The organism is Leisingera sp. M527, assembly GCF_025141525.1.
In the GTDB taxonomy this organism is placed as follows: domain Bacteria; phylum Pseudomonadota; class Alphaproteobacteria; order Rhodobacterales; family Rhodobacteraceae; genus Leisingera.
This window is the reverse complement of sequence record NZ_CP081037.1, coordinates 1,948,998-1,972,468: the sequence shown is the minus strand read 5'-3', so window position 1 is coordinate 1,972,468 and position 23,471 is coordinate 1,948,998. Positions and strand designations below refer to the sequence as shown.

General features: G+C 59.0%; 25 protein-coding genes. 17 read left to right on the top strand and 8 right to left on the bottom strand.

The window, feature by feature from the left end; translation table 11 throughout:
- Nucleotides 1-37: 37 nt before the first annotated feature.
- Complete coding sequence (locus K3555_RS09895) at nt 38-637, bottom strand: gamma-glutamyl kinase (RefSeq protein WP_259992296.1); 600 nt, start codon at nt 635-637, stop codon at nt 38-40.
- A 193-nt stretch (nt 638-830) separates the two neighbouring features.
- Between K3555_RS09895 and recA the strand changes: the two genes are divergently transcribed.
- The 4 genes from recA to K3555_RS09875 all read left to right on the top strand — a co-directional run bounded on the left by recA (nt 831) and on the right by K3555_RS09875 (nt 5,552).
- Nucleotides 831-1,898 (top strand): recombinase RecA, encoded by a 1,068-nt coding sequence (gene recA / locus K3555_RS09890; RefSeq protein ID WP_259992294.1) that lies wholly within the window; start codon nt 831-833, stop codon nt 1,896-1,898.
- A 155-nt stretch (nt 1,899-2,053) separates the two neighbouring features.
- The gene (gene alaS / locus K3555_RS09885; protein WP_260008336.1) at nt 2,054-4,705 is read left to right on the top strand and encodes an alanine--tRNA ligase; all 2,652 of its coding nucleotides are present in this window, start codon (nt 2,054-2,056) and stop codon (nt 4,703-4,705) included.
- A 77-nt stretch (nt 4,706-4,782) separates the two neighbouring features.
- The gene (locus K3555_RS09880) at nt 4,783-5,070 is read left to right on the top strand and encodes a DUF1330 domain-containing protein (RefSeq protein WP_259992290.1); all 288 of its coding nucleotides are present in this window, start codon (nt 4,783-4,785) and stop codon (nt 5,068-5,070) included.
- Complete coding sequence (locus K3555_RS09875) at nt 5,070-5,552, top strand: MOSC domain-containing protein (RefSeq protein WP_260008334.1); 483 nt, start codon at nt 5,070-5,072, stop codon at nt 5,550-5,552. The genes K3555_RS09880 and K3555_RS09875 overlap by 1 nt, the downstream gene beginning before the upstream one ends.
- A gap of 44 nt (nt 5,553-5,596) precedes the next feature.
- Here K3555_RS09875 and typA read toward each other — a convergent pair whose 3' ends face one another.
- Both typA and K3555_RS09865 read right to left on the bottom strand, forming a co-directional pair.
- Entirely contained in the window at nt 5,597-7,417 is a 1,821-nt protein-coding gene (typA, locus tag K3555_RS09870; RefSeq protein ID WP_259992286.1) for a translational GTPase TypA, read from the bottom strand.
- A gap of 93 nt (nt 7,418-7,510) precedes the next feature.
- Nucleotides 7,511-7,846, bottom strand: coding sequence for a multidrug efflux SMR transporter (locus K3555_RS09865; protein WP_129370830.1), 336 nt, complete (start codon nt 7,844-7,846; stop codon nt 7,511-7,513).
- 254 nt (nt 7,847-8,100) lie between these two features.
- Between K3555_RS09865 and K3555_RS09860 the strand changes: the two genes are divergently transcribed.
- On the top strand, nt 8,101-8,883 hold the full coding sequence (locus K3555_RS09860; protein ID WP_260008332.1) for a class II glutamine amidotransferase: 783 nt from the start codon (nt 8,101-8,103) through the stop codon (nt 8,881-8,883).
- 39 nt (nt 8,884-8,922) lie between these two features.
- On the opposite strand, the gene K3555_RS09855 is transcribed toward K3555_RS09860, so the two are convergent.
- Genes K3555_RS09855 through K3555_RS09845 form a run of 3 tightly spaced genes read right to left on the bottom strand, consistent with a single transcriptional unit; the run spans nt 8,923 to nt 10,984 of the window.
- Entirely contained in the window at nt 8,923-10,092 is a 1,170-nt protein-coding gene (locus tag K3555_RS09855) for an HD domain-containing protein (protein WP_260008330.1), read from the bottom strand.
- Nucleotides 10,089-10,331, bottom strand: a complete 243-nt coding sequence (locus K3555_RS09850) for a hypothetical protein (protein ID WP_259992280.1) — start codon at nt 10,329-10,331, stop codon at nt 10,089-10,091. Before K3555_RS09850 ends, K3555_RS09855 begins: the two co-directional genes overlap by 4 nt.
- Entirely contained in the window at nt 10,331-10,984 is a 654-nt protein-coding gene (locus K3555_RS09845; protein WP_134829836.1) for an alpha/beta hydrolase, read from the bottom strand. The genes K3555_RS09850 and K3555_RS09845 overlap by 1 nt, the downstream gene beginning before the upstream one ends.
- 186 nt (nt 10,985-11,170) lie before the next feature.
- Between K3555_RS09845 and K3555_RS09840 the strand changes: the two genes are divergently transcribed.
- The 10 genes from K3555_RS09840 (at nt 11,171) to K3555_RS09795 (ending at nt 19,280) form a co-directional block, all read left to right on the top strand.
- The gene (locus tag K3555_RS09840; protein ID WP_129370835.1) at nt 11,171-11,629 is read left to right on the top strand and encodes an Rrf2 family transcriptional regulator; all 459 of its coding nucleotides are present in this window, start codon (nt 11,171-11,173) and stop codon (nt 11,627-11,629) included.
- A 129-nt stretch (nt 11,630-11,758) separates the two neighbouring features.
- On the top strand, nt 11,759-12,802 hold the full coding sequence (locus tag K3555_RS09835) for a cysteine desulfurase family protein (RefSeq protein ID WP_260008329.1): 1,044 nt from the start codon (nt 11,759-11,761) through the stop codon (nt 12,800-12,802).
- A gap of 15 nt (nt 12,803-12,817) precedes the next feature.
- A complete protein-coding gene (gene sufB / locus K3555_RS09830) occupies nt 12,818-14,341 on the top strand; it encodes a Fe-S cluster assembly protein SufB (RefSeq protein WP_259992274.1) in 1,524 nt (507 codons plus the stop codon).
- Between the two features lie 3 nt (nt 14,342-14,344).
- Nucleotides 14,345-14,578, top strand: a complete 234-nt coding sequence (locus K3555_RS09825) for a hypothetical protein (protein ID WP_260008327.1) — start codon at nt 14,345-14,347, stop codon at nt 14,576-14,578.
- Nucleotides 14,575-14,889, top strand: a complete 315-nt coding sequence (locus K3555_RS09820) for a heavy metal-binding domain-containing protein (protein WP_260008326.1) — start codon at nt 14,575-14,577, stop codon at nt 14,887-14,889. Before K3555_RS09825 ends, K3555_RS09820 begins: the two co-directional genes overlap by 4 nt.
- A 75-nt stretch (nt 14,890-14,964) precedes the next feature.
- Nucleotides 14,965-15,720, top strand: a complete 756-nt coding sequence (gene sufC, locus K3555_RS09815; RefSeq protein WP_260008325.1) for a Fe-S cluster assembly ATPase SufC — start codon at nt 14,965-14,967, stop codon at nt 15,718-15,720.
- Nucleotides 15,721-17,001, top strand: a complete 1,281-nt coding sequence (locus tag K3555_RS09810) for a SufD family Fe-S cluster assembly protein (protein ID WP_260008323.1) — start codon at nt 15,721-15,723, stop codon at nt 16,999-17,001.
- Nucleotides 17,001-17,486, top strand: a complete 486-nt coding sequence (locus K3555_RS09805; protein WP_260008322.1) for a YIP1 family protein — start codon at nt 17,001-17,003, stop codon at nt 17,484-17,486. The genes K3555_RS09810 and K3555_RS09805 overlap by 1 nt, the downstream gene beginning before the upstream one ends.
- Nucleotides 17,483-18,067 (top strand): YIP1 family protein, encoded by a 585-nt coding sequence (locus K3555_RS09800; protein WP_259999165.1) that lies wholly within the window; start codon nt 17,483-17,485, stop codon nt 18,065-18,067. The genes K3555_RS09805 and K3555_RS09800 overlap by 4 nt, the downstream gene beginning before the upstream one ends.
- Nucleotides 18,060-19,280, top strand: coding sequence for a cysteine desulfurase (locus K3555_RS09795; protein ID WP_259992260.1), 1,221 nt, complete (start codon nt 18,060-18,062; stop codon nt 19,278-19,280). Before K3555_RS09800 ends, K3555_RS09795 begins: the two co-directional genes overlap by 8 nt.
- A 117-nt stretch (nt 19,281-19,397) precedes the next feature.
- Here the strand turns inward: K3555_RS09795 and K3555_RS09790 are convergent, their stop codons facing one another.
- Both K3555_RS09790 and K3555_RS09785 read right to left on the bottom strand, forming a co-directional pair.
- A complete protein-coding gene (locus K3555_RS09790) occupies nt 19,398-19,988 on the bottom strand; it encodes an HD domain-containing protein (protein WP_260008321.1) in 591 nt (196 codons plus the stop codon).
- A gap of 3 nt (nt 19,989-19,991) precedes the next feature.
- Nucleotides 19,992-21,125, bottom strand: a complete 1,134-nt coding sequence (locus tag K3555_RS09785; protein WP_260008320.1) for a gamma-butyrobetaine dioxygenase — start codon at nt 21,123-21,125, stop codon at nt 19,992-19,994.
- Nucleotides 21,126-21,223: 98 nt separating this feature from the next.
- On the opposite strand from K3555_RS09785, the gene K3555_RS09780 reads away from it, so the two are divergent.
- A complete protein-coding gene (locus K3555_RS09780) occupies nt 21,224-22,093 on the top strand; it encodes a LysR family transcriptional regulator (protein WP_260008319.1) in 870 nt (289 codons plus the stop codon).
- Nucleotides 22,094-22,308: 215 nt separating this feature from the next.
- Nucleotides 22,309-23,418 (top strand): hypothetical protein, encoded by a 1,110-nt coding sequence (locus K3555_RS09775; RefSeq protein WP_260008318.1) that lies wholly within the window; start codon nt 22,309-22,311, stop codon nt 23,416-23,418.
- Nucleotides 23,419-23,471: the final 53 nt, after the last annotated feature.

Genomic DNA, 23,471 nt, shown 5'->3' with positions numbered 1-23,471 from the left:
ATCTGTAAAAGCCGCCGGTTCCGGCGGCTTTTTATGGTCAACGGACTGGAATAGAATCGTAAAGTTCAAATTCCGCTGCACGCTTTCGCCGGACATGGTTCTGGGCTTCCGGGCTTAGTGTCAGACTTGCCTGAGGGCTGACATTTTTGCGCTCCAGCCGGATTTCCACGTCCAGGCGAAGCTCCAGGAACTGCTTCAACGCGTCCTGATCCTCATAGCGGAACAGATGGCTGACCTTGCAGCCATTTGGCTGTGCCTCCAGGAATTTCGCTTGGCTGCCGACATTGGCAAAGGCGGGCGGTTTGCCTTTGCAATAGGCGTGCAGGAAGTCGTCAAAGCTGACATCCTTGGTCGAATTCGGATTGCCATCCAACGCCGGCCGCTGCCGGTACCTGTACCAGCTGCCCAGCCAGCTGACCGGCTCCCGCATCACTGCGGCGACTTCCAGTTCGGCACCGCAGACCTTCTCAAACATCGGCCGGATCCACCGGTTGTAGCGGTACAGCGGCGCATGTTTCAGCTCCGGCGGGTCGGAGACCACCAGATCTGCCCGGTTGCGCAAAGCCGCCTGAAAGGCGGTGGTGCCGGTCTTGGGAACGGAGAGTAGCGCCAGCCGTTCTTTGAAAAATATCATCATTCCGTTAACTGCCCGGTAAAGTTTCTTGCTGCGGATTAACCATCAATCTTTCTTTAACACCCTGGGTTTGTTGTGGGTACACAGAGTTTTCTGTTGCAATGTTCTCTTTTTGATCCCATAAGGAACAAGAGGTGAACAAAGCAGTGATTGCCGCACGCCCCGGTGTGTGACACATAGAAAGGGACAAGGGACTATGGCGGATCTTTTGACCATGAAAAATAAAGTAAGCGGTGACAAGCAAAAGGCGCTCGACAGCGCGCTTGCGCAAATTGAGCGGCAGTTCGGCAAGGGCTCTATCATGAAGCTTGGCGATGGCACGGCTTTGCAGGAGATCGAGGCCAGCTCGACCGGATCGCTGGGCCTGGACATCGCGCTGGGGATCGGCGGTCTGCCGATGGGGCGGATCATCGAAATCTACGGTCCGGAAAGCTCGGGCAAGACAACACTGACGCTGCATTGCATTGCAGAACAGCAGAAAAAGGGCGGTGTCTGCGCCTTTGTCGACGCGGAACACGCGCTGGATCCGCAATATGCGGCCAAGCTGGGCGTCGACCTGGATGAGCTGCTGATTTCGCAGCCCGATACCGGTGAACAGGCGCTTGAAATCACCGATACGCTGGTACGCTCCGGTGCGGTGAACATGGTCGTCGTCGACTCGGTGGCGGCGCTGACCCCCAAATCCGAGCTTGAGGGCGATATGGGTGACAGCAGCGTCGGCGTGCAGGCCCGGCTGATGAGCCAGGCGATGCGCAAGCTGACAGGTTCAATCAGCCGCTCCAAATGCATGGTGATCTTCATTAACCAGATCCGCATGAAGATCGGCGTGATGTTCGGCTCCCCTGAAACCACCACCGGCGGCAACGCGCTGAAGTTCTACTCCTCCGTCCGCCTGGACATCCGCCGCATCGGTGCGATCAAGGACCGGGACGAGGTGGTCGGCAATTCGACCCGCGTCAAAGTGGTAAAGAACAAGGTGGCGCCGCCGTTCAAGCAGGTGGAGTTCGACATCATGTATGGCGAAGGCATCTCGAAGATGGGGGAATTGCTGGACCTTGGTGTGGCGGCGGGTGTTGTCAATAAATCCGGCGCCTGGTTCTCCTACGGGGATGAGCGGATCGGGCAGGGGCGTGAAAACGCCAAAACCTTCCTGCGGGACAATGCGGCGATTGCCTTTGACATCGAAGATAAGATCCGCGCCTCGCACGGGCTGGAGTTCGACCGTCCGGATGTAAGCGGCGCAGACGATATCCTTGAGGCCTAAGCGCCGGGTAATCTGATCAAATATTTGAAATGCGAGGGCGTGGCGCAAGCTGCGCCCTTTTTCATGGGAGACGCCGCTTCGCGCTGTAGACAGTGCGCCGGCTGGGGGGTAAACCTGCCCGGACCGCTTATTTAAGCCCGCAAGAGATCCTGCATATGCCGACGCTCAACGATATCCGCTCAACCTTTCTGAACTACTTTGCCAAACAAGGGCACGAAGTGGTGGATTCCAGCCCGCTGGTGCCGCGCAACGACCCGACCCTGATGTTCACCAACTCGGGTATGGTGCAGTTCAAGAACTGTTTTACCGGGGTTGAGACCCGCGACTACAAACGCGCAACCTCCTCGCAGAAGTGCGTGCGCGCCGGCGGTAAGCACAATGACCTCGATAATGTGGGTTATACCGCGCGCCACCACACGTTTTTCGAGATGCTCGGCAACTTTTCCTTTGGCGACTATTTCAAGCATGAGGCAATCCCCTTTGCCTGGGAGCTGATCACAAAGGAGCTCGACGTTCCCAAGGACCGGCTTTACACCACCGTCTATCACACCGACGATGAAGCCTTTGAAATCTGGAAGAAGATCGGGGTGCCCGAGGACCGGATCATCCGGATCGCAACCTCCGACAACTTTTGGCAGATGGGCGATACCGGTCCTTGCGGCCCCTGCACCGAAATCTTCTATGACCACGGCGATCACATTTGGGGCGGTCCTCCGGGTTCACCTGAGGAAGACGGCGACCGGTTTATTGAGATCTGGAACCTCGTTTTCATGCAGAACGAGAAGTTCGCCGACGGCTCGATGGTTGATCTGGAGATGCAGTCGATTGACACCGGCATGGGGCTGGAGCGGATTGCGGCGCTGCTGCAGGGCACCCATGACAACTATGAAACCGATCTGTTCAAATCGCTGATTGAAGCTTCGGCAAATGTCACGAATTCCGATCCGTTCGGGGATCAGAACGTGCACCACCGGGTGATCGCGGACCACCTGCGCTCGTGTTCTTTCCTGATCGCTGAGGGCGTGCTGCCGTCGAATGAGGGCCGCGGCTATGTTCTCCGCCGCATCATGCGCCGCGCGATGCGCCATGCGTCGCTGCTGGGCGCCACCGATCCGGTGATGCACAAACTGGTGCCGGCACTGGTGCAGAAGATGGGCGCGGCCTATCCGGAACTTGGCCAGGGCCAGGTGCTGATCGAAGAGACCTTTGAGCAGGAAGAAACCCGTTTCCTCAGGACGCTGGACCGTGGCCTGAAGCTGCTGGATGATGCCTCGGGCGATCTGGGCAAGGGCGATGTCCTGCCCGGTGAAACTGCGTTCAAATTGTACGACACATTCGGTTTCCCGCTTGATCTGACGCAGGACGCGCTGCGTGCCAAGGAGATCGAGGTTGATACCGACGGTTTCGATGCAGCGATGAAGGCGCAAAAGGAAAAATCCCGCGCTGGCGGCATCGGTCTGGGCGAAGCGGCGGATGTGAAGGTTTACTTCGACATTCTCGATGCTGCAGGACCGACCGAATTCCTGGGCTATGAGACCGAAAAAGCCGAAGGCCAGGTTGCCGCCATCGTCAAGGATGGCGCGCAGGTTCAATCGGCGGGCAAGGGTGAAACGGTTCAGATCATCCTGAACCAGACGCCGTTTTATGGTGAAAGCGGCGGCCAGGTTGGCGACAGCGGTGTGCTGACCGTCGAAGGCGGCGCGGCCCGTATCACCGACACCAAAAAGGTGGAAGGGCTGTTCCTGCACATTGCCGAAGTGACCGAAGGTGAAATTGCTGTCGGCCTCGGTGCCGCGATGGAGGTCGACCACGCGCGCCGCAGCCGGATCCGGGCCAACCACTCGGCCACGCATCTGTTGCATGAGGCGCTGCGCAATGCGCTGGGTGAACATGTGGCTCAGAAGGGATCGCTGAATGCTGCGGACCGTCTGCGGTTTGATTTCAGCCACAACAAGGCGATGAGCGCTGTGGAGCTGACGAAGGTCGGCGCGGAAGTGAATGATTTCATTCGCCAAAACACTCCTGTTTCCACCCGGATCATGACCCCGGATGATGCGCGGGAGCTGGGCGCGCAGGCGCTGTTCGGCGAGAAATACGGCGATGAAGTCCGTGTGGTCTCGATGGGCCGGGCGGCAACCGGCAAGGGCCACGATGGCGACACATACTCCATCGAATTGTGCGGCGGCACCCATGTGAAGCAGACTGGTGACATCGGCACCTTTGTAATCCTTGGCGACAGCGCGTCTTCGGCTGGTGTGCGCCGGATCGAGGCGCTGACGGGGGCCGCGGCGTTTGAGCATCTGGAGCGCGAAGCAGGCCGGATGGCCGAGATTGCAACTGCGCTGAAAGCGCAGCCTGCTGATGTCATGGACCGTCTGAAGGCGATGATGGACGAACGCAAGGCGCTGCAGAACGAGATTTCGAATCTCAAGCAGCAGGTTGCGATGGGTGGCGGTTCTGGGAACGGGGCCGAGGCCAAGGACGTCAACGGCAAGAAATTCCTGGCCCAGGCTCTGAAAGGGGTGTCCGGCAAGGATCTTCGTGGCCTGATTGATGCGCACAAGCAGAACATCGGCTCTGGTGTGATCCTGCTGATTGCCGAGGAGGATGGCAAGGTTGCTGTGGCCGCGGGCGTGACCGACGATCTGACCGGCGAAATTTCAGCCGTGGACGTGCTGAAGGCGGCTGTTCCGGCTGTGGGCGGCAAAGGCGGCGGCGGCCGTCCGGATATGGCCCAGGGCGGCGGCAAGGATTTTTCCGGCGCTGACGAGGCGATCAAGGCAGCCGAGGCCGTGCTGGCTGGCTGACCATTTGGTCAAAAAATGCTTGGTCTTTCCGGCAAATCGCCTAATCTGCCGGAAAGATCATACCTTGGGAGGCTCCGATGCCCGCACTTTGGATTGCACATGTGACCGTCACCGACGCTGATGCCTATGGCAAATATGCCGAACTGGCGGGGCCGGCCATCGCCAAGCACGGCGGAACCTTCGTCGCCCGCGGCGGACGTTTCGTGCAGTTGGAGGGCAAGGAGCGCCCGCGCAATGTTGTCGCCAAATTTCCAAGTGTCGACGCCGCAGTCGAGTGCTATCACAGTGCGGAGTACCAGGAAGCGCTGAGCCATGCGCGCGGCGCGTCCGAACGCGAACTGATGGTGGTGGAAACCTCCGAGTAATGATCACCGCTTTTGCGGAGATGCTGAAACGCCACGCTGGCCAGGGCCGGGTGGCGTGGATCGGCCTGCGCCCTACGCGGCGGGAAGAAAATCTGACAGTGGAAACTGCGGATGTAACGGCAGCGGGTCTTTGCGGCGATCATGCCAATGAAGGCAAACGCGCCGTTACATTAATCCAGGCTGAGCATCTGCCGGTGATTGCGGCCCTTGCCGGGCTGGACAATTTGCAGCCGGAACTGCTGCGCCGGAACTTTGTCATTTCCGGGATCAATCTGGCGGCATTGCGCAAAGCCAAACTGCAAGTCGGGAGTGCGGTTTTGCAGGTTACCGGCCCCTGTCCGCCCTGTTCGCGGATGGAAGAGGTTCTGGGCCACGGCGGCTATAACGCGATGCGCGGCCATGGCGGCTGGTATGCCGAAGTGGTGGAGCCGGGCAGGGTGGCTTTGGGCGACAGCGTCACAGCTCTGACTTCGGCAGAATGAAAAACGGCGGCAGAGATTTCTGCCGCCGTATTTTTTAATGTCTATCAGGCGTTGGCCTTGGCCATCCGCTTACGCTCATGCGGGTCCAGGTAGCGTTTGCGCAGACGCACGGAGTTCGGCGTCACCTCGACCAGCTCGTCGTCGTTAATGTAGGCAATCGACTCTTCCAGCGACAGTGTCACCGGGGTGGTCAGACGCACCGCGTCATCGGTGCCCGAGGCACGCACGTTGGTCAGTTTCTTGCCCTTCAGCGGGTTCACTTCCAGATCGTTCTCGCGGGAGTGCTCACCGATGATCATGCCGGTGTAGACGTCGGCCTGGGCGCCGATCATCATCTTGCCGCGCTCTTCCAGGTTCCACAGTGCAAAGGCAACCGAAGTGCCGTTCTCCATCGAGATCAGAACACCGGCGCGGCGGCCCGGGATCGCGCCTTTGTGCTGGGTCCAGCCGTGGAACACACGGTTCAGAACGCCGGTGCCGCGGGTGTCGGTCAGGAATTCGCCGTGATAGCCGATCAGCCCGCGTGAGGGGACATGCGCGATGATGCGGGTCTTGCCTGCGCCTGCCGGCTTCATCTCGACCAGCTCGCCTTTGCGGGCACCGGTCAGTTTTTCAATCACCGCGCCGGAGTATTCGTCATCCACGTCGATAGTGGCTTCTTCGACCGGCTCCATGCGCTTGCCGTCTTCTTCTTTCATGATCACCTGCGGGCGGGAGATCGACAGCTCGAACCCTTCGCGGCGCATGTTCTCAATCAGGACGCCCATCTGCAGTTCGCCGCGGCCCGAAACCTCAAAGGCTTCGCCGCCGGGGGTGTCGGCAATTTTGATGGCGACGTTGGACTCGGCTTCTTTCATCAGGCGGTCGCGGATGACGCGCGACTGGACTTTCTTGCCGTCGCGGCCGGCCAGCGGGCTGTCGTTGATGCCAAAGGTCACGGTGATGGTCGGCGGGTCAATCGGCTGGGCGTCCAGCGGGTCATCCACGGCCAGCGCACAGATGGTATCGGCCACCGTTGCCTTGGCCATGCCCGCGAGGGAAACGATGTCGCCTGCCTGGGCTTCCTCGATGTCCTGCTGTGCCAGGCCGCGGAACGCCTGGATGCGTGTGACGCGGAACTGTTCGATTTTCTGGCCAATGCGGGTGAGGGCCTGAACGGTGGCGCCGACCTTCAGTTTGCCGGATTCGACGCGGCCGGTCAGCAGGCGGCCCACAAAGGGGTCGCTGCCCAATGTGGTGGCCAGCATCCGGAAATCTTCGTCCTGGCGTTTGATCTGTTTCGGCTCGGGCACGTGGTTCACGATCAGATTGAACAGCGCGTGCAGATCCTTGCGGGGACCGTCCAGTTCAGCATCAGCCCAGCCGTTACGGCCAGAGGCATACATATGCGGGAAGTCCAGCTGGTCTTCGTTGGCGTCGAGCGATGCAAACAGGTCAAAGCATTCGTCCAGCGCACGGTCGGGCTCGGCGTCGGGCTTGTCGACCTTGTTCAGAACCACAATCGGGCGCAGGCCTAAAGCCAGCGCCTTGGAGGTCACGAATTTGGTCTGCGGCATCGGGCCTTCGGCGGCGTCCACCAGCAGCACCACGCCGTCGACCATCGACAGGATCCGCTCCACCTCGCCGCCGAAATCGGCGTGGCCGGGGGTGTCGACGATGTTGATACGGGTGCCGTTCCACTCGACCGAGGTGGGCTTGGCAAAAATGGTAATGCCGCGCTCGCGCTCCAGATCGTTGCTGTCCATGGCGCGTTCCGCCACAGCCTGATTTTCGCGGAAGGCGCCGGATTGTTTCAGCAGCTCGTCGACCAGGGTGGTTTTGCCGTGGTCAACGTGAGCAATGATCGCAATGTTGCGCAAGTCCATGACGTTCGCCTTTGTAAGGAAGTTGGGCCGCGCATAGCCCGAACCCCGCACAAAGGCCAGAGGAAATCCGTCCAAAGAAGCCGCAAATGCGGATCAGTGGGCGGAAGACTTGGAAAACAGGTGAATGATAATGATGCCGGACATGATCAGCACCATGCCGATCACGGCTGGCAGATCCAGCTTCTGGCCAAAAACAATGAAGGCAATAACCGCTATCAGCAGGATGCCAAGACCCGACCAGATCGCATAAACAATCCCCACTGGCATGAACTTGAGCGTCAGCCCCATCATGTAAAAGGAAAACGCATAGGCAACCAGAACGATCAGCGACGGTCCAAGCTTGCTGAACTGCTGACTGGCCTGCAGGGCCGTTGTGCCAATGGTTTCTGCTGCAACCGCAATAATCAGGTAGATATAGTGAACCGGCATCTCTGCCTCCGTATACGCGTTTTGCCCGGCCTCCGGCGGAGCAGTGTTCCTATCTCCGGTACCGTATTCAATGCAGTGCAGGAAGTCCCAATGCGTCACTGTTTGCCTTATTTTCGGCCGCCGCGGCAGTGAACAGATGACTGTGCGCAGATACGCTGTATTAAAAATCCGATCTGTTTTAGGGAAATATTCCAATTACAGCGATTAGATCAGAAAATAAATCCTGATAGGATCTTCAACACAAGGAGCGACATATGTGCCGCTGGGCTGCCTACACCGGTACCAAGGTCTTTTTGGAAGACATCATTTCCACCCCGGCGCATTCACTGATTGCACAAAGCCAGAAGGCGGTTGAATGCAAGACCGCAACCAATGGCGACGGGTTCGGCATTGCCTGGTACGGGCAGCGGACCGAGCCGGGGCTCTACCGGGATGTCTACCCGGCCTGGTCGGACTGTAATCTGCGTGCGCTGGTGAATCAGGTTCAATCCGGTCTTTTCCTGGCGCATGTGCGGGCCTCAACCGGATCCGCGACCAGCCGCAACAATTGCCATCCCTTTGCGGTTGGCAGGTGGAGTTTCATGCACAACGGGCAGGTCGGCGGTTTCGAAACCTTCCGCCGCCATGCCGATATGTGCATTCCTGATGAGCTTTATGAGCACCGCAAAGGGGCTACAGACAGCGAAGTGCTGTTTCTTCTGGCCCTGCGCGAAGGCTTGGACACAGATCCGAAAGCGGCGCTGGAGCGGGCGGTGGGCTGCATGGAGGCTTTGTCGCGCGCCCGTGGCAGCACCCCGCATATGCGCCTGTCCGCAGCGATGTCGGATGGAGAGACGCTTTATGCGGCGCGCTACTCCTCTGACAGTATTGCGCCATCGGTCTATTACCGCTGGAGCCGCAGTTTGAACGGATGGGCGGTTGTATCAGAACCGCTTGAGGACACAGGTGACGCATGGAACGAGCTGCAACCCGGTGAATTCCTGACACTTACCGCGAGCGGGGCTGAAACGCAGCCGTTTCAACCGTTTCTCGCGTGAGGCAGGGCTGGCGGGGCTTGGTGCCCCGCCGGTTCACCGCTACAGGCGTCCAGCGTCCCGGAACCAGGGCTCAATCTTGGCCCGCACATAACGCCAGACGCCGGGCGCACCACGGTTGACCTTTTCGCCAACCCGGGTGTCGATCTGCGGTAAACGCACGTCATAATCCACCCAGCTGCCGCCGCCGTTCAGCAGGTTAAGCAGAACCGGCTGCACCCGGTCGATGGCTTTTGCAAAAACAGCGTCAGGGCTTTCTGCCACCTCGAATTCTTCCCAGATGGCCCGCATAGGCAGGCCTTGGTCCGGGGGCAGCAGGCCAAACAGGCGGTCAGCGGCGGCTTCTTCCTTGGCCGCAAGCGCCGCGAGGGCTGCGGGATCAATCACGCCGTGGATCGGCGCATCGCCTGCATCGATTTCGACCAGATCGTGCAGCAGCAGCATTTGCAGCACCCGGTCGACCTCAAGCGGGCCGGCGCTGTGCTCTGCCAGCACCCAAGCATACAGCATGATGTGCCAGCTGTGCTCGGCCGAGTTTTCGTGGCGTGATCCATCGCCCAGCTTGGACGCACGGGTGATCAGCTTCAGCTTGTCCGCTTCATTCAGAAATGGCAGGCGGGCCGTCAGGTGGCCGCAGTCAAAGCCGGTATCTTCGTTCAGGAGGGCCAATGCGTGGTGATAGGCTTCCGGGAAGTCCTGCTGCAGCGCGGCTGCGCGCCCGCCGTTCAGGTTTTGCCGGACCACATCGACATGCCAATCCAGCGGTTTGCTGCCATAGAGCGTCTGAAAAATCGGCTGGCAATGGTCCACCCGTTTGGCAAAGCGCGCATCGGGGCTGGCCGCGGCCTCAAATTCCTGCCACAGGTCCAGGAATTCAGCGCCCTGGTCCGTGGGCAGCAGGCCGAACAGGCGTTTGGCGGCGGCTTGCTCTGCCTGTGCGACGGCGTCCCAGTCAACGTCATCCGTGATCGGGTGATCGCCGGCGTCGATCTCGACCAGATCATGCAGCAGCAGCATCCGGATCGCGCGGGAAATCTCCACGTCCGGCGCGGCAAACGGCGCCATAACCAGCGCATAAAGCGCCAGATGCCAGCTGTGTTCCGCCGAATTCTCGCGGCGGCTGCAATCAATGATCAGGTTTTGGCGGTCAATGCGGCGAAGCTTGTCTGCTTTCAGCAAGAATGCGAACTGCGCGTCCAGCCGGTCGCTCATGCGTCGCCCTTTGCGTCAAGCTGCGCCTGAATTGCGCTGACTTTCTGATTTAGGAACTCCCGCGCCTTGCGCTCAGCCAGGCGTACGCGCATTTCGGTCAGAAACGCTTCTTCCAAAGATTGGGAGGCGGCGCCAAGCACTTGGCCCACCTCCACATACAGCCGGTCTTCGCCGCTGGCCTCCTGTACCTTGATCGTATCGACCGCCAGTTTCTGCGCCAGCGTTTCGATCGTGCCCATCAGCGGCTGTTCTCGGTCAGGCGGCGCTTCACGTAATCGGATACATCGCCGATCATCGTGTCCATATGCGGTTCCTGGAAGAAGTGATCCGCACCCTCGATCTCGTTATGAGTGATGGTGATCCCCTTCTGCTCATGCAGTTTGCCAACCAGATTGGCGGTATCTGCAGGCGGCGCCACACGGTCGGATGTGCCGTTGATGATCAGCCCGGAGGACGGGCAGGGCGCCAGGAAGGAAAAATCATACATGTTGGCCGGCGGTGCAACAGAGATGAAACCGGTGATCTCCGGGCGGCGCATCAGCAGCTGCATGCCGATCCAGGCGCCGAACGAGAAACCCGCAACCCAGCAATGCTTGGAATTGGTGTTCATCGACTGCAGGTAATCCAGCGCCGAGGCCGCATCCGACAGCTCTCCCACGCCCTGGTCGTATTCGCCCTGGCTGCGGCCGACACCGCGGAAATTGAACCGCAGAACCGTAAAGCCCATGTTGTAGAACGCGTAGTGGAGGTTGTAGACCACCTTGTTGTTCATGGTTCCGCCGAACTGCGGATGCGGGTGCAGTACGATGGCGATCGGGGCGTCTTTTTCTTTTTGCGGGTGATAGCGGCCTTCGAGGCGGCCTTCGGGTCCAGGAAAGATGACCTCGGGCATGGGTGGTTCAAATCCTACTCTCGTTCTCGCGACTGCCGGCAGAAAACTTGACGGGTTCCGTCGGGCATCTTAGAACAGTTCTAATCAAGGGCGCTGGCCTCGCCATACACCGTCAGGCTGAGATACGCACAGACGCGGGGAAGGTCAATGTTTTCACACTCGCGCCCTGGTTTTGAGGGATAAAATATGAAGCTTTCCACCAAAGGGCGCTATGCAATGGTCGCGCTGGCGGATATCGCGCTGCAGCCGCAGGGCAAATTGGTGCCGCTGGGGGACATCTCCAAGCGGCAGGATATCTCGTTGCCGTATCTGGAGCAGTTGTTTGTCAAGCTGCGCCGTGCGGGACTGGTCGAGTCGGTGCGCGGCCCTGGCGGCGGCTACCGCCTGGCGATGGTGCCATCAGAGATCCGGGTGGTCGATGTGCTGTCTGCCGTGGATGAAACTGTTGATGCGATGCACAAAGGGGCAGGCGCCTCGGGCGCGCTGTCCGGCAGCCGGGCGCAATCGCTGACCAACCGCCTGTGGGAGGGTTTGAGCGCGCATGTCTATGTGTTTCTGCATCAAACCCGTCTGTCGGATGTGATCAAGAATGATCTGGCGCCATGTCCGGCGGTGCCCAGCCTGTTTGCTGTCGTGGATGAATGAGGTGCAAAGATTTCACCTTCTTTGTCTCTCCGGACCCTGCACGGATACCGCACAAATTTCGCGGGAAAGCTTTGCGAAATGCTGCAAGGCCGCGTATGAGGCGGCACCGATCCGTAAAAAGATGACTCTATGACACGCGTTTATCTTGACCATAATGCCACCGCCCTCCTGCGCCCCGAGGCGCGGGCGGCTATGATCGCGGCGATGGATATTTGCGGCAACCCGTCGTCGGTGCATGCCGAAGGCCGCGCTGCCAAGGCGTTGGTTGAGAAGGCGCGGGCGCAGGTCGCAACCGCTTTTGGTGCTGATGGGGCGGATATCGTGTTCACCTCTGGATCCACGGAAGGCGCATCGCTGGCATTGGCGGGCCGCGGGCTGCATGGCGCCCCGGTGGAACATGATGCAGTGCGTGCCTGGACGGTGGAAGATCTTGAGGTAAGTGCCGACGGGACGGTCAGGGTTACCGATCCCGCATCCTGCACAGTACAATTGGCCAATTCCGAAACTGGCATTGTTCAGCACTTGCCGGACGGGCTGGCGGTGACTGATGCGACCCAGGCTTTTGGTAAATTGCCGGTGGCGTTCAACTGGCTGGGCGCGCAGATGGCGCTGATTTCTGCGCATAAACTGGGCGGTCCCAAGGGCATCGGCGCAGTTGTGATCAAACGCGGCACCGATCTGCCTGCGCAGATCAAAGGCGGCGGACAGGAAATGGGCCGGCGTTCCGGTACGGAAAATGTCATTGGAATCGCGGGTTTCGGCGCCGCAGCTGAAGCCGCGGCAAAAGATCTGGCAAATGGTGTCTGGGACAGGGTTGCAGAACTTAGAAATATTCTAGAAAAGGCGCTTGTGTCTGGCGCAAGCCATACTATTTTTGTCGGGAAGGATCAGAGGCGGCTGCCGAACACCCTGTGTTTTGCGACGCCGGGCTGGAAGGGCGAAACCCAGGTCATGCAGATGGATCTGGCGGGATTTGCCATCAGCGCGGGCAGCGCCTGTTCCAGCGGCAAGGTGCGCGCCAGCGCGGTGCTGACCGCAATGGGATATGACGAGGCAACGGCGCAGGGCGCAATCCGCGTGTCGCTGGGGCCGGAAACAACAGAAGAAGACGTGCTGCGCTTTGCCGATGCGTGGCTGTTAAAAGAAAAGAAACATCGCGCCCGCGCGGCGTGAATGAGGAGAAGACAAATGGCCGCTTTGGACCAGACCCAAGTCAAGGATGGTGTTGACCAGGAAACCGTGGACGCAGTCCGCGAGGTTGGCGGTGCTTACAAATACGGTTGGGAAACCGATATCGAGATGGAATACGCTCCCAAGGGGCTGACCACGGATATTGTCCGGCTGATTTCGGAAAAGAACGAAGAGCCGGAATGGATGCTGAACTGGCGGCTGGAAGCCTATGAGCGCTGGCTGACCAAGGAAGAACCCGACTGGGCGATGGTGGATTATCCGGAAATCGATTTCCAGGATCAGTATTATTATGCCCGCCCCAAGTCGATGGAAGTGAAGCCCAAGTCTCTGGATGAGGTCGATCCCAAGCTGCTGGCGACCTATGAAAAGCTTGGTATCCCGCTGAAAGAACAGATGATTCTGGCCGGCGTCGAGGGCGCTGAAAATGCGCCCGCCGAGGGCCGCAAGGTCGCCGTAGACGCTGTGTTCGATTCCGTGTCCGTCGGCACCACCTTTCAGAAAGAGCTTAAGGAAGCGGGCGTCATTTTCTGCTCGATCTCCGAAGCCATCCGCGAGCATCCTGAGCTGGTCAAAAAATACCTCGGCACCGTGGTTCCGGTTTCTGACAACTTCTATGCCACGCTGAACTCGGCCGTATTCTCGGACGGCTCGTTTGTCTATGTGCCGCCGGGCGTGCGCTGCCCGATGGAACTGTCGACCTATTTCCGCATCAATGCGGAAAACACCGGCCAGTTCGAACGCACGCTGATCATCGCCGATAAAGGCAGCTATGTCAGCTACTTGGAAGGCTGCACTGCCCCGGCGCGCGATATCGCCCAGCTGCACGCCGCAGTGGTGGAAATCATCATCGAAGAAGACGCTGAGGTGAAATACTCCACCGTCCAGAACTGGTATCCGGGCGACGAAAACGGCAAGGGCGGCATCTACAACTTTGTCACCAAACGCGCCGACTGCCGCGGCGACCGCGCCAAGGTGATGTGGACCCAGGTGGAAACCGGCTCGGCCGTGACCTGGAAATACCCGTCCTGCATCCTGCGCGGCAATGAAAGCCAGGGCGAGTTCTACTCGATCGCTATCGCCAACAACATGCAGCAGGCCGATACCGGCACCAAGATGGTGCACCTTGGCAAAAACACCAAATCGCGCATTGTTTCCAAGGGGATCAGTGCCGGTAAGGCGCAAAACACCTATCGCGGCCTGGTGTCGATGCACCCAAAAGCCAAGGACAGCCGCAACTACACCCAGTGCGACTCGCTGCTGATCGGCGGCAACTGCGGCGCCCACACGGTTCCCTATATCGAGGTCAAGAACAACTCCTCCCGCGTGGAGCATGAGGCGACCACTTCCAAGGTGGACGACGATCAACTGTTCTACTGCCGCCAGCGCGGCATGGACGAGGAAGAGGCGGTGGCCCTGGTGGTCAACGGTTTCTGTAAAGACGTGCTGCAGGCGCTGCCGATGGAGTTTGCCATGGAAGCACAGCAGTTGGTTGCGATCTCGCTGGAAGGGTCTGTGGGGTAAGCTATGACGACAGATCAGTTGGCGGATGTCCTGAAGGATCGCTACTTGAAAGCCGAAAAACGCGAAATGGTCACATCCATTCATCTATTTGGAATTGAGTATGCGACCGAATTGGAGGGGCACTCTGCCAACGATGTGGCGGAACTGGGTACAGGAAAACGTTCTTATGGAACTGAGGTTCGCAAGGGAATGCGCCTGTCGAAGTTTGTAAAACTAAAGACGGAGGCAAGCGCATGATTGTCACGACTACACCAAGCGTCGAAGGCTACCAGATCGCCGAATACAAGGGCATCGTGGTGGGCGAGGCGATCATGGGCGCCAATGTGGTGCGCGATGTCTTTGCCTCGATCACCGACATCGTCGGCGGCCGCTCCGGCGCTTATGAAAGCAAGCTGCAGGATGCCCGCGAAACCGCATTGGCCGAACTGGAAGACCGCGCCCGGGACAAGGGCGCCAATGCCGTTGTTGGCGTGGATCTGGATTACGAAGTGGTGGGACAGTCCATGCTGATGGTCTCGGCCAGTGGCACCGCAGTGGTGCTGGGATAAGAATGCAACGGCTCCAGCTGGGGCCATGGAATATCGTGGGCTGTATGCCCGCAAGACATGTGAGACGAGGAAAAAATGCTCGAAATCAAAAACCTGCACGTCAAACTTGAAGACGAAGACAAGCAGATCCTGAAAGGCGTCGACCTGAAAGTCGAAGCTGGCAAAGTACACGCCATCATGGGGCCGAATGGTTCGGGCAAATCCACTCTGTCTTATGTGCTGTCCGGCCGCGACGGTTATGAGGTCACCGACGGTTCTGCCGAGTTGGAAGGCGCAGACATCCTGGAAATGGAGCCGGAAGAACGCGCCGCAGCCGGCATGTTCCTGGCGTTCCAGTACCCGGTGGAAATCCCCGGTGTGGGCAACATGACCTTCCTGCGCACCGCGGTGAACGCACAGCGCAAAGCCCGTGGCGAGGAAGAGCTGTCGGCCTCCGACTTCCTGAAAATCATCCGCGCCAAGGCGAAGACACTGAAGATCGACGCCGACATGCTGAAGCGCCCGGTCAACGTCGGCTTCTCCGGCGGTGAGAAGAAGCGCAACGAGATCCTGCAGATGGCGATGCTGGAGCCGAAGCTGTGCATCCTGGACGAGACCGACTCCGGCCTTGACGTCGACGCGATGAAGCTGGTGGCTGAAGGCGTGAACGCGCTGCGCGACGAGGGCCGCGGCTTCCTGGTGATCACCCACTATCAGCGCCTGCTGGACCACATCAAACCGGACGTTGTGCACATCCTGGCAGGCGGCCGCATCGTCAAGACCGGCGGCCCCGAGCTGGCGCTGGAAGTTGAGAACAACGGCTATGCCGGCATCCTGGCAGAGGAGGCGTAAATGGCCCTGCCGGAAGTAAAGCAAAGCGCAACCGAGGCGCGGCTGTCCGCGCTGACCCTGCCGGAAAGCGGCTGCCTGAAGGCGGCCCGGCAGGCAGCGCTGTCGCGGGTCCAGACCATGGGCCTGCCCAACCGCCGGGATGAGTACTGGAAGTACACCCGTCCCGAAACTCTGGTGCAGGCTGAGGCTCTCAATGCCGCAGTGTTCGCTGCGGAGGAAACACCGATGTTCAGCGCTTTTGAGCGGCTGAACATTGTATTTGTCGATGGCGTTTTCGACGCTGAAGCCTCGGATGATTTGTCGCTGGAAGGTTTGACCATCGACCGGATCGAGGATATCTGCTGCAAAGATATCCATTGGGCCAAGGATTTGTACGGTGTTCTTGAAGCGCGTGGCCAAACCCCGGTGGAACGCCCGCTGGCGGCATTGAACACCGCTTTTGCCACCGACGGCGTGGCGATTCGGGTGACCGGTAAGGTCTCCAAACCGATCAACTTTACTTATGTGCATTCGGATGAGAGTTCCGACGCGATCCTGCATCACGTGGTTCGCGTGGAAACCGGCGCCGAAGTGACGATCCTGGAAAACGGCCCGGCGGCCTCGCGTTTCAATAAGTGCATGGAGATCGACATTGCCGATGGCGGCAAGCTGCATCTGGTGCGGGCGCAGGGCCGGGACCACGAGCGCCGCGCGGCAACGCATCTATTCACCCGTCTTGGCGCCGAGTCTGTGTTCAAATCGTTCACCCTGACCGTGAACGGTGTGCTGACCCGCAACGAGGCGGTGATTGAGCTGACCGGCGACGATGCGGTTGCGCATATTGCGGGTGCCTGCGTGGGCGATGGCGACTTTCACCACGATGACACCGTATTCATCACCCATGACGCGGTGAACTGCGAAAGCCGCCAAGTGTTCAAGAAGGTGCTGCGCAACGGTGCGACCGGCGTTTTTCAGGGCAAGATCCTGGTTAAAGAAGGCGCGCAAAAGACTGACGGATATCAGATTTCCCAATCCTTGCTGCTGGACGGCGACAGCCAGTTTCTGGCTAAACCGGAACTGGAAATCTACGCTGATGACGTCGCCTGCTCGCATGGCTCCACCTCTGGCGCGATCGACGAGGAAGGCTTGTTCTACCTGCGCTCCCGCGGGGTTCCCCATGCCGAAGCGACCGATCTGATGACGCTGGCCTTTCTGGCCGAAGCGGTGGAAGAGATCGAGGACGCGGAGATCGCGGCCGACATCGTTTCCCGCCTCGAAGGCTGGCTGGCCCGGCGCCGCTGATGTCCGTCACCACGGATATCCCGGCGACCTATAAGGGGCCGCGCAAGGTGTTTGCGCGGCTTCTGGACATGGGCGTGCGCGAAGACCGGCTGCTGATTTTCCTGCTCAGCGGCTGTGTGCTGACCTTTGTGGCGCAGATGCCAAGGCTGGCGCGCGAGGCGCATCTGTCGGGTCAGGAGCTGAATATGCTGCTGGGCGGTTCATTGCTGGGCATCGTGTTTATCGCGCCGCTGGTCCTGTACGTGCTGGCCCTGGCCGCGCATTGGATTGCCCGCGCGGCAGGCGGAAAGGGCGAGGCCTACTGCGCCCGGCTGGCGCTGTTCTGGGCTTTTCTGGCAGCCAGCCCGCTGATTTTGCTGAACGGGCTTGTCGCCGGCTTCATCGGGACTGGTCCCGCCTTGAACCTGGTGGGGGCACTGTGGTGTGCGGTCTTTCTGTGGTTCTGGGTGTCCGGCATGATCCAAGGGTATTGGGCAAAGCAATGAACGCACTGGCCGCCTTTGCCCTGCTGACGGTGAAATCGCCGCGGGATGCTGCGCATCAAATCCTGGCCCAGGATTGGCCGCGCGAGGCGCTATGGACGGGCTTTCTGCTGTCAGTGGTGCTGAACACTTGCGTCTATACATTGCAGCAAGTGCTGTTTCCGCTGCCGCCAGAGGTTCTGATACCGCGGTTTGCGCCGGGCGCTTATTTTGCGGTTATACTGCTGCTGCAAATCAGCTTTATCGCCATGCTTGCAACCACCGGCCGATGGCTGGGCGGTCAGGGAAACCTGGCGGGGCTGCTTGCACTGGTGACTTGGCTGCAATTGCTGCAAGCAGGCCTTAACGCGGCTGTTGTTGCGATGCTGCTGGTTATGCCGGCCCTGGCTGCCCTGCTGAATATTGCCGCGAACATCATGGTGTTCTTTATCCTCTTGCACTTCGTCAATGCGGCGCACAAGTTCGGCTCTGTCTGGCGGTCGCTTGGGGTTGTCATGATGGCCAGCATGATCCTGGTGTTTGCCCTTCTGTTTATCGTGGGTCTGATCGGCCCAGCCAATCTGGGACTTCCCGAAAATGTATGACGTGGAAAAAATCCGTGCCGACTTTCCGATCCTTGCGCGGGAGGTGAACGGCAAGCCGCTGACCTATCTCGACAACGGTGCGTCCGCCCAGAAGCCGCAGGTGGTGATTGACGCGGTAACACGTGCCTATTCCGAGGAATATTCCAACGTTCACCGAGGCTTGCACTTCCTTTCTAATCTCGCGACCGAGAAGTACGAAGCCGTACGCGGTATTATCTCCCGCTTCCTGAATGCAGGGGATGAAAACACCATCGTGCTGAATTCAGGCACCACCGAGGGCATCAATCTGGTCGCCTATGGCTGGGCCATGCCGCGGTTTGAAGCGGGGGATGAAATCATCCTGTCGGTGATGGAACATCATGCAAACATCGTGCCCTGGCACTTCCTGCGTGAACGCCAGGGCGTGGTGCTGAAATGGGTCGACGTGGCAGATGACGGCAGCCTGGATCCGCAAAAGGTGATCGACGCGATCACCCCCAAGACCAAGCTGGTTGCAGTCACGCAATGCTCAAACGTGCTGGGCACTGTGGTGGACGTGAAGGCCATCACCAAAGGCGCCCATGCCAAGGGGGTGCCGGTACTGGTCGATGGCTCGCAAGGGGCGGTCCACATGCCGGTCGACGTGCAGGACATCGGTTGCGACTTCTACGCGATTACCGGTCACAAGCTTTACGGCCCCTCCGGCTCGGGCGCGATATATATCAAGCCTGAACGCATGGCTGAGATGCGTCCGTTCATCGGCGGCGGCGACATGATCAAGGAAGTCTCCAAGGAGCAGATCATCTACAATGATCCTCCAATGAAGTTTGAGGCCGGCACGCCGGGCATCGTTCAGACCATCGGCTTTGGCGTAGCGCTGGAATACATGATGGATCTCGGCATGGACAATATCGCCAGGCACGAGGGCGGGCTGCGCGATTATGCAATGCAGCGTCTGACCGGTCTGAATTGGGTGAATGTGCAGGGGCAAGCTGTTGGTAAAGCTGCTATTTTCAGTTTCACCATGGAGGGTGCCGCACATCCTCATGATGTCTCTACCATCCTCGACAAAAAAGGTGTGGCGGTGCGTGCAGGCCATCATTGCGCCGGACCGCTGATGGATCATTTGGGCGTATCCGCCACATGCCGTGCCTCTTTTGGCCTTTACAACACCAAGGAAGAAGTCGACACGCTGATCGACGCGCTGGAGCTTGCACACGAGTTGTTTGTCTGACGAGCTGCCACTGACCCGCGAAAACGGCGCCCAACGGGCGCCGTTTTGTGTTTCAGAACTGAGGCAGCTGGAAACGGGAGTTTTCAACTTGTCCCGGCAGCTTCATTTTGCGAAAGTTCAAGCATTCATGTGTTTGTCGACCATTCGCTGCACCATCGGCGCAAAATGCCAGTAATCGGGCGTATCCATGTCGGCGCGTTTACCAGCCTCATCCAGATAGCGCACGGCGATGATCTGCTTGAGGTTCGGGTTCTTCTCCATCTCGGTCACTTCTTCTGCATTCATCGGCCCGCCTTGCAGGTTCAACGAGTGCACGGAAGCCTCTGATAAACGCTTGAAATACTCGGGCTTGGTGGCGCAGAGGTAGCGCTTTGCCGCCACATGGTACCGCACGCAGTCGGTGATCACAGAAGGGAAGAACTGTTCCAGCACCTCGGCGCCGGCCTCTTCGTGAAACCGGTCTTCGGTGTCGTCCATGGAGAAAGTGCCGAACTCGCTGGTGAAATGGCCGATATCGTGGAGAAGTGCTCCTACGATAATTTCTTCCGGCTGACCGTTTGCTTCGGCAATGGTGGCGCCTTGCAGCATATGCTCGGTCATGGTGACCGGCTCGCCCAGGTATTCCTCGTCGCCGCGGCGGTCAAAGATATCGCCGATGAAGGCGACAATGTTGTCCTGGCTCAGCATAGAGAACTCCGGCTTGCTCATGACTTAGCCCTCGATCTGTGCGTTCAGTACATTAAGGGTCGACAGCAGCCCATCCTTGTCAGCGTAGCAGCCCTGCAGCCAGCGCGAACCGGAACCGGAATACCCCAGACGTGCATGCATCACCCGGGTGTTGTCGACGATAAAGCTCTCTCCCGGCTCCAGCTTAAAGGAAACCCCCATGTCCGGATCGTCAATGATTTCGCCCAACCGCCGGTAGGCCGCGTAATAGGCCTCCATCTTCTCAAAGGGCACGTCCACAAAAGGCGCCGACGACCGGTTGTTGAAGCGCATGCCGATCATCTCGCCATCAGGCGCAAGTTCAATCATCGGGCGGCGCGAGTGCAGATGCACACCGTCGGAGCCTTTGAATTCGAACCGGGCCGGGTAGCCGGCCAGCAGCGCAAAACCTTCCGGATCTTCTTCGCGCAGCCGTTCCGCCGCACGGAACCCGTCCACCACGATGCTGTCGCCGCCTTCAGCAGAATTTTCCAGGCAATACAGGATCTGCAAGCTTGGCACCGGATCGCGGTAGGGGTTATCGGTATGCGCCTGCAGCCCCAGGCCGGTATAAGCAAGGTTGGTCGGGTTCACCTCGGTGCGGACTTCAAAGAAGCGTCCGTAGTTGGTTTCACGCACAAAACCGAACATCTCTGCACAGTCAATCAGCGCGCCTTCCTTGACGGGGCCGTTCACCAGCTTGGCAAAGCCGAGACGGGCAATCGCATCCAGCCAGTCGCGCTTGACCTTGGGGTCGGACTGCACGTCGTTCCAGTCAAAGGCGGGCGCCGGCTGGCTGCTTTTCCAGGTCTGAATGCCCGGCGCAACGCGGCCAAACTTAGTATCTTTGTCAATGTCATAGGCGTGTGAGTTCAACCATGTTCCGGGGAAGGTCACAGTCTTGCCTTCCGGAGCAAAGGTCACTGTCAGGGCGCCGTCTTCCACCAATGCGGTGCTGATCCTGGTGTCCGCGGGTATGTCGCCGATGGTGATCAGGCGCTGGCCATTGCCCGGTGCGCGGGTTTCAGGATCCAGCGCATTGTCGCGCAGCCAGATCGCGTGAAAACGGCTCTGCTGGCCGTCTTCAAAAGTCAAAGTCAGAAAACTGCCGGATGTGTCAGCGGTTACGGAACGGGGCATGGGATCTCTCCGGTTGGCTTGGTTCTCCCTTGCGCTAATACCGAGGCTGAGACATCAAGAGAACGACGGAAATCGGGGTTTGAGGGTTAGGTTTTCTAATGCCTAAGAAAGCGACCAAACAGGGCTTGCCGCCGCTCGACTGGCTGAAGGTGTTTGAAGCAGCTGGCCGGCTTGGCAGTTTCACAGCTGCAGCGGAGGAATTCGGCGCCACACAGGCCGCAGTCAGCCAGCGGATCCGAAACCTGGAATCCTGGCTGGGGCGGCAGTTGTTTATTCGCTCAGCACGCGGTGTGACGCTGACAGTGGATGGCGAAAGTTACCTGCCGCTGGTCCATGATACTCTGCTCGCTCTGGAACAAGGCACCGAAAATCTCTTTGGCCAAAGTGCCCGGGAGCTGAGGGTTGCGGCATTGCCATCGCATCTGGAGATGCTTTTGCTGCCGCGGCTAAGCTTGTTTTCAAAGACTTACCCGGACCTGCGCCTGGTTACGGAAACCGTTCCTAAGCGGCTGGAGTTCGAGGCGGCCGACGGGGCTTTGCATATCCGCTACGGACGCGGAGGCTGGCAGGGGCGCGACGGGGTCTTGCTGGCAAATGAATTGCTGCAGCCAATGACAGCACCTGGAAAAGCGGCCGGGTGGCGGCAGCTACCGGTCATAGAATTGCGCGGAGAACGGCCGGGCTGGGCGGAGTGGGCCAGAGTGACGGGCGAAACGGAACCTGATGCCGGTCCAGTGTCTGTAGATTCCATGGCGCATGCCTTGCGGGCTGCCCGGTTGGGAATGGGTGTTGTTTTGGGATCCAAAGCTTTGGCTGCAAATCTCTTGCAAACGGGGCAATTGGAATGCGCGCATGCGCCGGAACTGGCTATAATTGAAGGCTATTGGCTGACCTGGCCACCAAGCCTTGGCAAATCGCCGCGACAAAGAGCCCTGCTGCAGGCCTTTAGCCAGGCACTCCGGCAGTAGGGATGCAAAGCTGTGAAATTTTACCCGTGCAAACAACAGGGCATCTGAGGGCGCTTGAGGCACTGTAGTCAGCGTGCGGGGAAGCAAAGCCGCTGAATTGGAACATAACCTAGGGTTGCAGGGATTTTTGAGAAATCCTGAACTGGCGGTAGAAAGTCTGGGCCAACGCCATAGTTTCTCTCTTGGCGGTTATAGGCACAGCGGAGGGTATTCTAATGCGTGTGACAAGATATGCAGCGGCGGTGAGTCTGGTTGCCGCAGCCTTTTTACCCGGTTTTGGGCATTCCTCTCCCGATGTGACACAGGTTCAAGCGCGGTTCCGAGCGTTGGAAGCGCTTTACTTCCTGCCGTTGGGGGCATTCCCTGCAAGAGAGCTCCATACGATTTATCCGGGCGATCTGATTGATGTAGACAGAGGCACAAGGATCCTGGGGGCCGGCAGCAATAAGAAAAACACATGTTATCCCGCGCTTTCGATTAAAGGTCCCCATGACAGTAAGGAGGCAGGGTTCTTGGGGACAATGAGCGCTGAACTGCTTGTCGCAGGATCAGGCGGCGCCGGGCCAGGGGGGCTCATAACAATTGACGCTGCTGGGCGTTTTGCGATGTCTAAACTCGCCAAATTCGACGTCGAACGCTTGACCCAAATGGATCCGTCTGCCGGAGAAAGCGTATTGTATTATCCTGAAGCCAATCCGGAATGCAGCCCGTATGCTGACGTCCTGGCGTATGATTTCCGTGGGCGGGCGATAATCTCAAGGGTTTTCAGAGGCCGGGAAGTGCTGGTCGCGGGCATCTCTCTAAATGCAGGGGTCTCTGGCTCAATTGAAAAGTCCGAACTTTTATCGGTTCTTGAATCCGCTACGGGCATTAGCGCTCTCCCCATAGATTCCGTGACAGTTTCGGCTGATGGGCGAAGCGCCGGTTTCAACGTGATTTCAAAGCCTGGAAAGGGACACCTCGCCCTGGGATATTTGCCGCTGCATCTGAACAAGCGCCAAGTTGCCGCGGTGCATTATTCCCTGCAAGGCCAGCGCGGCACAGAGCTTAGAAGATTGGTCAACGCAGCGCTGAACACACCCGAACCGGGGATATTTGAAGATATCGTTCAAGAAATCCGAACGCTCTTTGGGGGTGAGCTGGACGATGAAGCTTGGGCCAGCAGGTTTCTTTCAGCTCCGCCGGAACTTGCCGGGGATTTCATGCAACCGGCTGAGGAGGTGTTGAAAGCGTTTGGCGAAGAAGCGCCAGACTATCTTCGCAGCCTCGCGTTTTACGCGGCGGCGGCTGAGCTATCAAGCGCAGTTAACGATTTTCAGGAGTAAGGCGCAGGAGGCTTGGATGATGAACATTCCAGCACAGCATTCGCAACGAATGC

Coding starts and splice junctions, on each gene's coding strand:
- K3555_RS09820 (WP_260008326.1), top strand. CDS start 14,575: ATGATTGTCACGACTACACCAAGCGTCGAAGGCTACCAGATCGCCGAA.
- K3555_RS09810 (WP_260008323.1), top strand. CDS start 15,721: ATGGCCCTGCCGGAAGTAAAGCAAAGCGCAACCGAGGCGCGGCTGTCC.
- typA (WP_259992286.1), bottom strand. CDS start 7,417: ATGGACTTGCGCAACATTGCGATCATTGCTCACGTTGACCACGGCAAA.
- K3555_RS09875 (WP_260008334.1), top strand. CDS start 5,070: ATGATCACCGCTTTTGCGGAGATGCTGAAACGCCACGCTGGCCAGGGC.
- K3555_RS09880 (WP_259992290.1), top strand. CDS start 4,783: ATGCCCGCACTTTGGATTGCACATGTGACCGTCACCGACGCTGATGCC.
- K3555_RS09785 (WP_260008320.1), bottom strand. CDS start 21,125: ATGCCCCGTTCCGTAACCGCTGACACATCCGGCAGTTTTCTGACTTTG.
- K3555_RS09840 (WP_129370835.1), top strand. CDS start 11,171: ATGAAGCTTTCCACCAAAGGGCGCTATGCAATGGTCGCGCTGGCGGAT.
- sufB (WP_259992274.1), top strand. CDS start 12,818: ATGGCCGCTTTGGACCAGACCCAAGTCAAGGATGGTGTTGACCAGGAA.
- K3555_RS09790 (WP_260008321.1), bottom strand. CDS start 19,988: ATGAGCAAGCCGGAGTTCTCTATGCTGAGCCAGGACAACATTGTCGCC.
- K3555_RS09825 (WP_260008327.1), top strand. CDS start 14,345: ATGACGACAGATCAGTTGGCGGATGTCCTGAAGGATCGCTACTTGAAA.
- recA (WP_259992294.1), top strand. CDS start 831: ATGGCGGATCTTTTGACCATGAAAAATAAAGTAAGCGGTGACAAGCAA.
- K3555_RS09805 (WP_260008322.1), top strand. CDS start 17,001: ATGTCCGTCACCACGGATATCCCGGCGACCTATAAGGGGCCGCGCAAG.
- alaS (WP_260008336.1), top strand. CDS start 2,054: ATGCCGACGCTCAACGATATCCGCTCAACCTTTCTGAACTACTTTGCC.
- K3555_RS09850 (WP_259992280.1), bottom strand. CDS start 10,331: ATGGGCACGATCGAAACGCTGGCGCAGAAACTGGCGGTCGATACGATC.
- sufC (WP_260008325.1), top strand. CDS start 14,965: ATGCTCGAAATCAAAAACCTGCACGTCAAACTTGAAGACGAAGACAAG.
- K3555_RS09795 (WP_259992260.1), top strand. CDS start 18,060: ATGTATGACGTGGAAAAAATCCGTGCCGACTTTCCGATCCTTGCGCGG.
- K3555_RS09860 (WP_260008332.1), top strand. CDS start 8,101: ATGTGCCGCTGGGCTGCCTACACCGGTACCAAGGTCTTTTTGGAAGAC.
- K3555_RS09835 (WP_260008329.1), top strand. CDS start 11,759: ATGACACGCGTTTATCTTGACCATAATGCCACCGCCCTCCTGCGCCCC.
- K3555_RS09855 (WP_260008330.1), bottom strand. CDS start 10,092: ATGAGCGACCGGCTGGACGCGCAGTTCGCATTCTTGCTGAAAGCAGAC.
- K3555_RS09780 (WP_260008319.1), top strand. CDS start 21,224: ATGCCTAAGAAAGCGACCAAACAGGGCTTGCCGCCGCTCGACTGGCTG.
- K3555_RS09895 (WP_259992296.1), bottom strand. CDS start 637: ATGATGATATTTTTCAAAGAACGGCTGGCGCTACTCTCCGTTCCCAAG.
- K3555_RS09865 (WP_129370830.1), bottom strand. CDS start 7,846: ATGCCGGTTCACTATATCTACCTGATTATTGCGGTTGCAGCAGAAACC.
- K3555_RS09800 (WP_259999165.1), top strand. CDS start 17,483: ATGAACGCACTGGCCGCCTTTGCCCTGCTGACGGTGAAATCGCCGCGG.
- K3555_RS09845 (WP_134829836.1), bottom strand. CDS start 10,984: ATGCCCGAGGTCATCTTTCCTGGACCCGAAGGCCGCCTCGAAGGCCGC.
- K3555_RS09775 (WP_260008318.1), top strand. CDS start 22,309: ATGCGTGTGACAAGATATGCAGCGGCGGTGAGTCTGGTTGCCGCAGCC.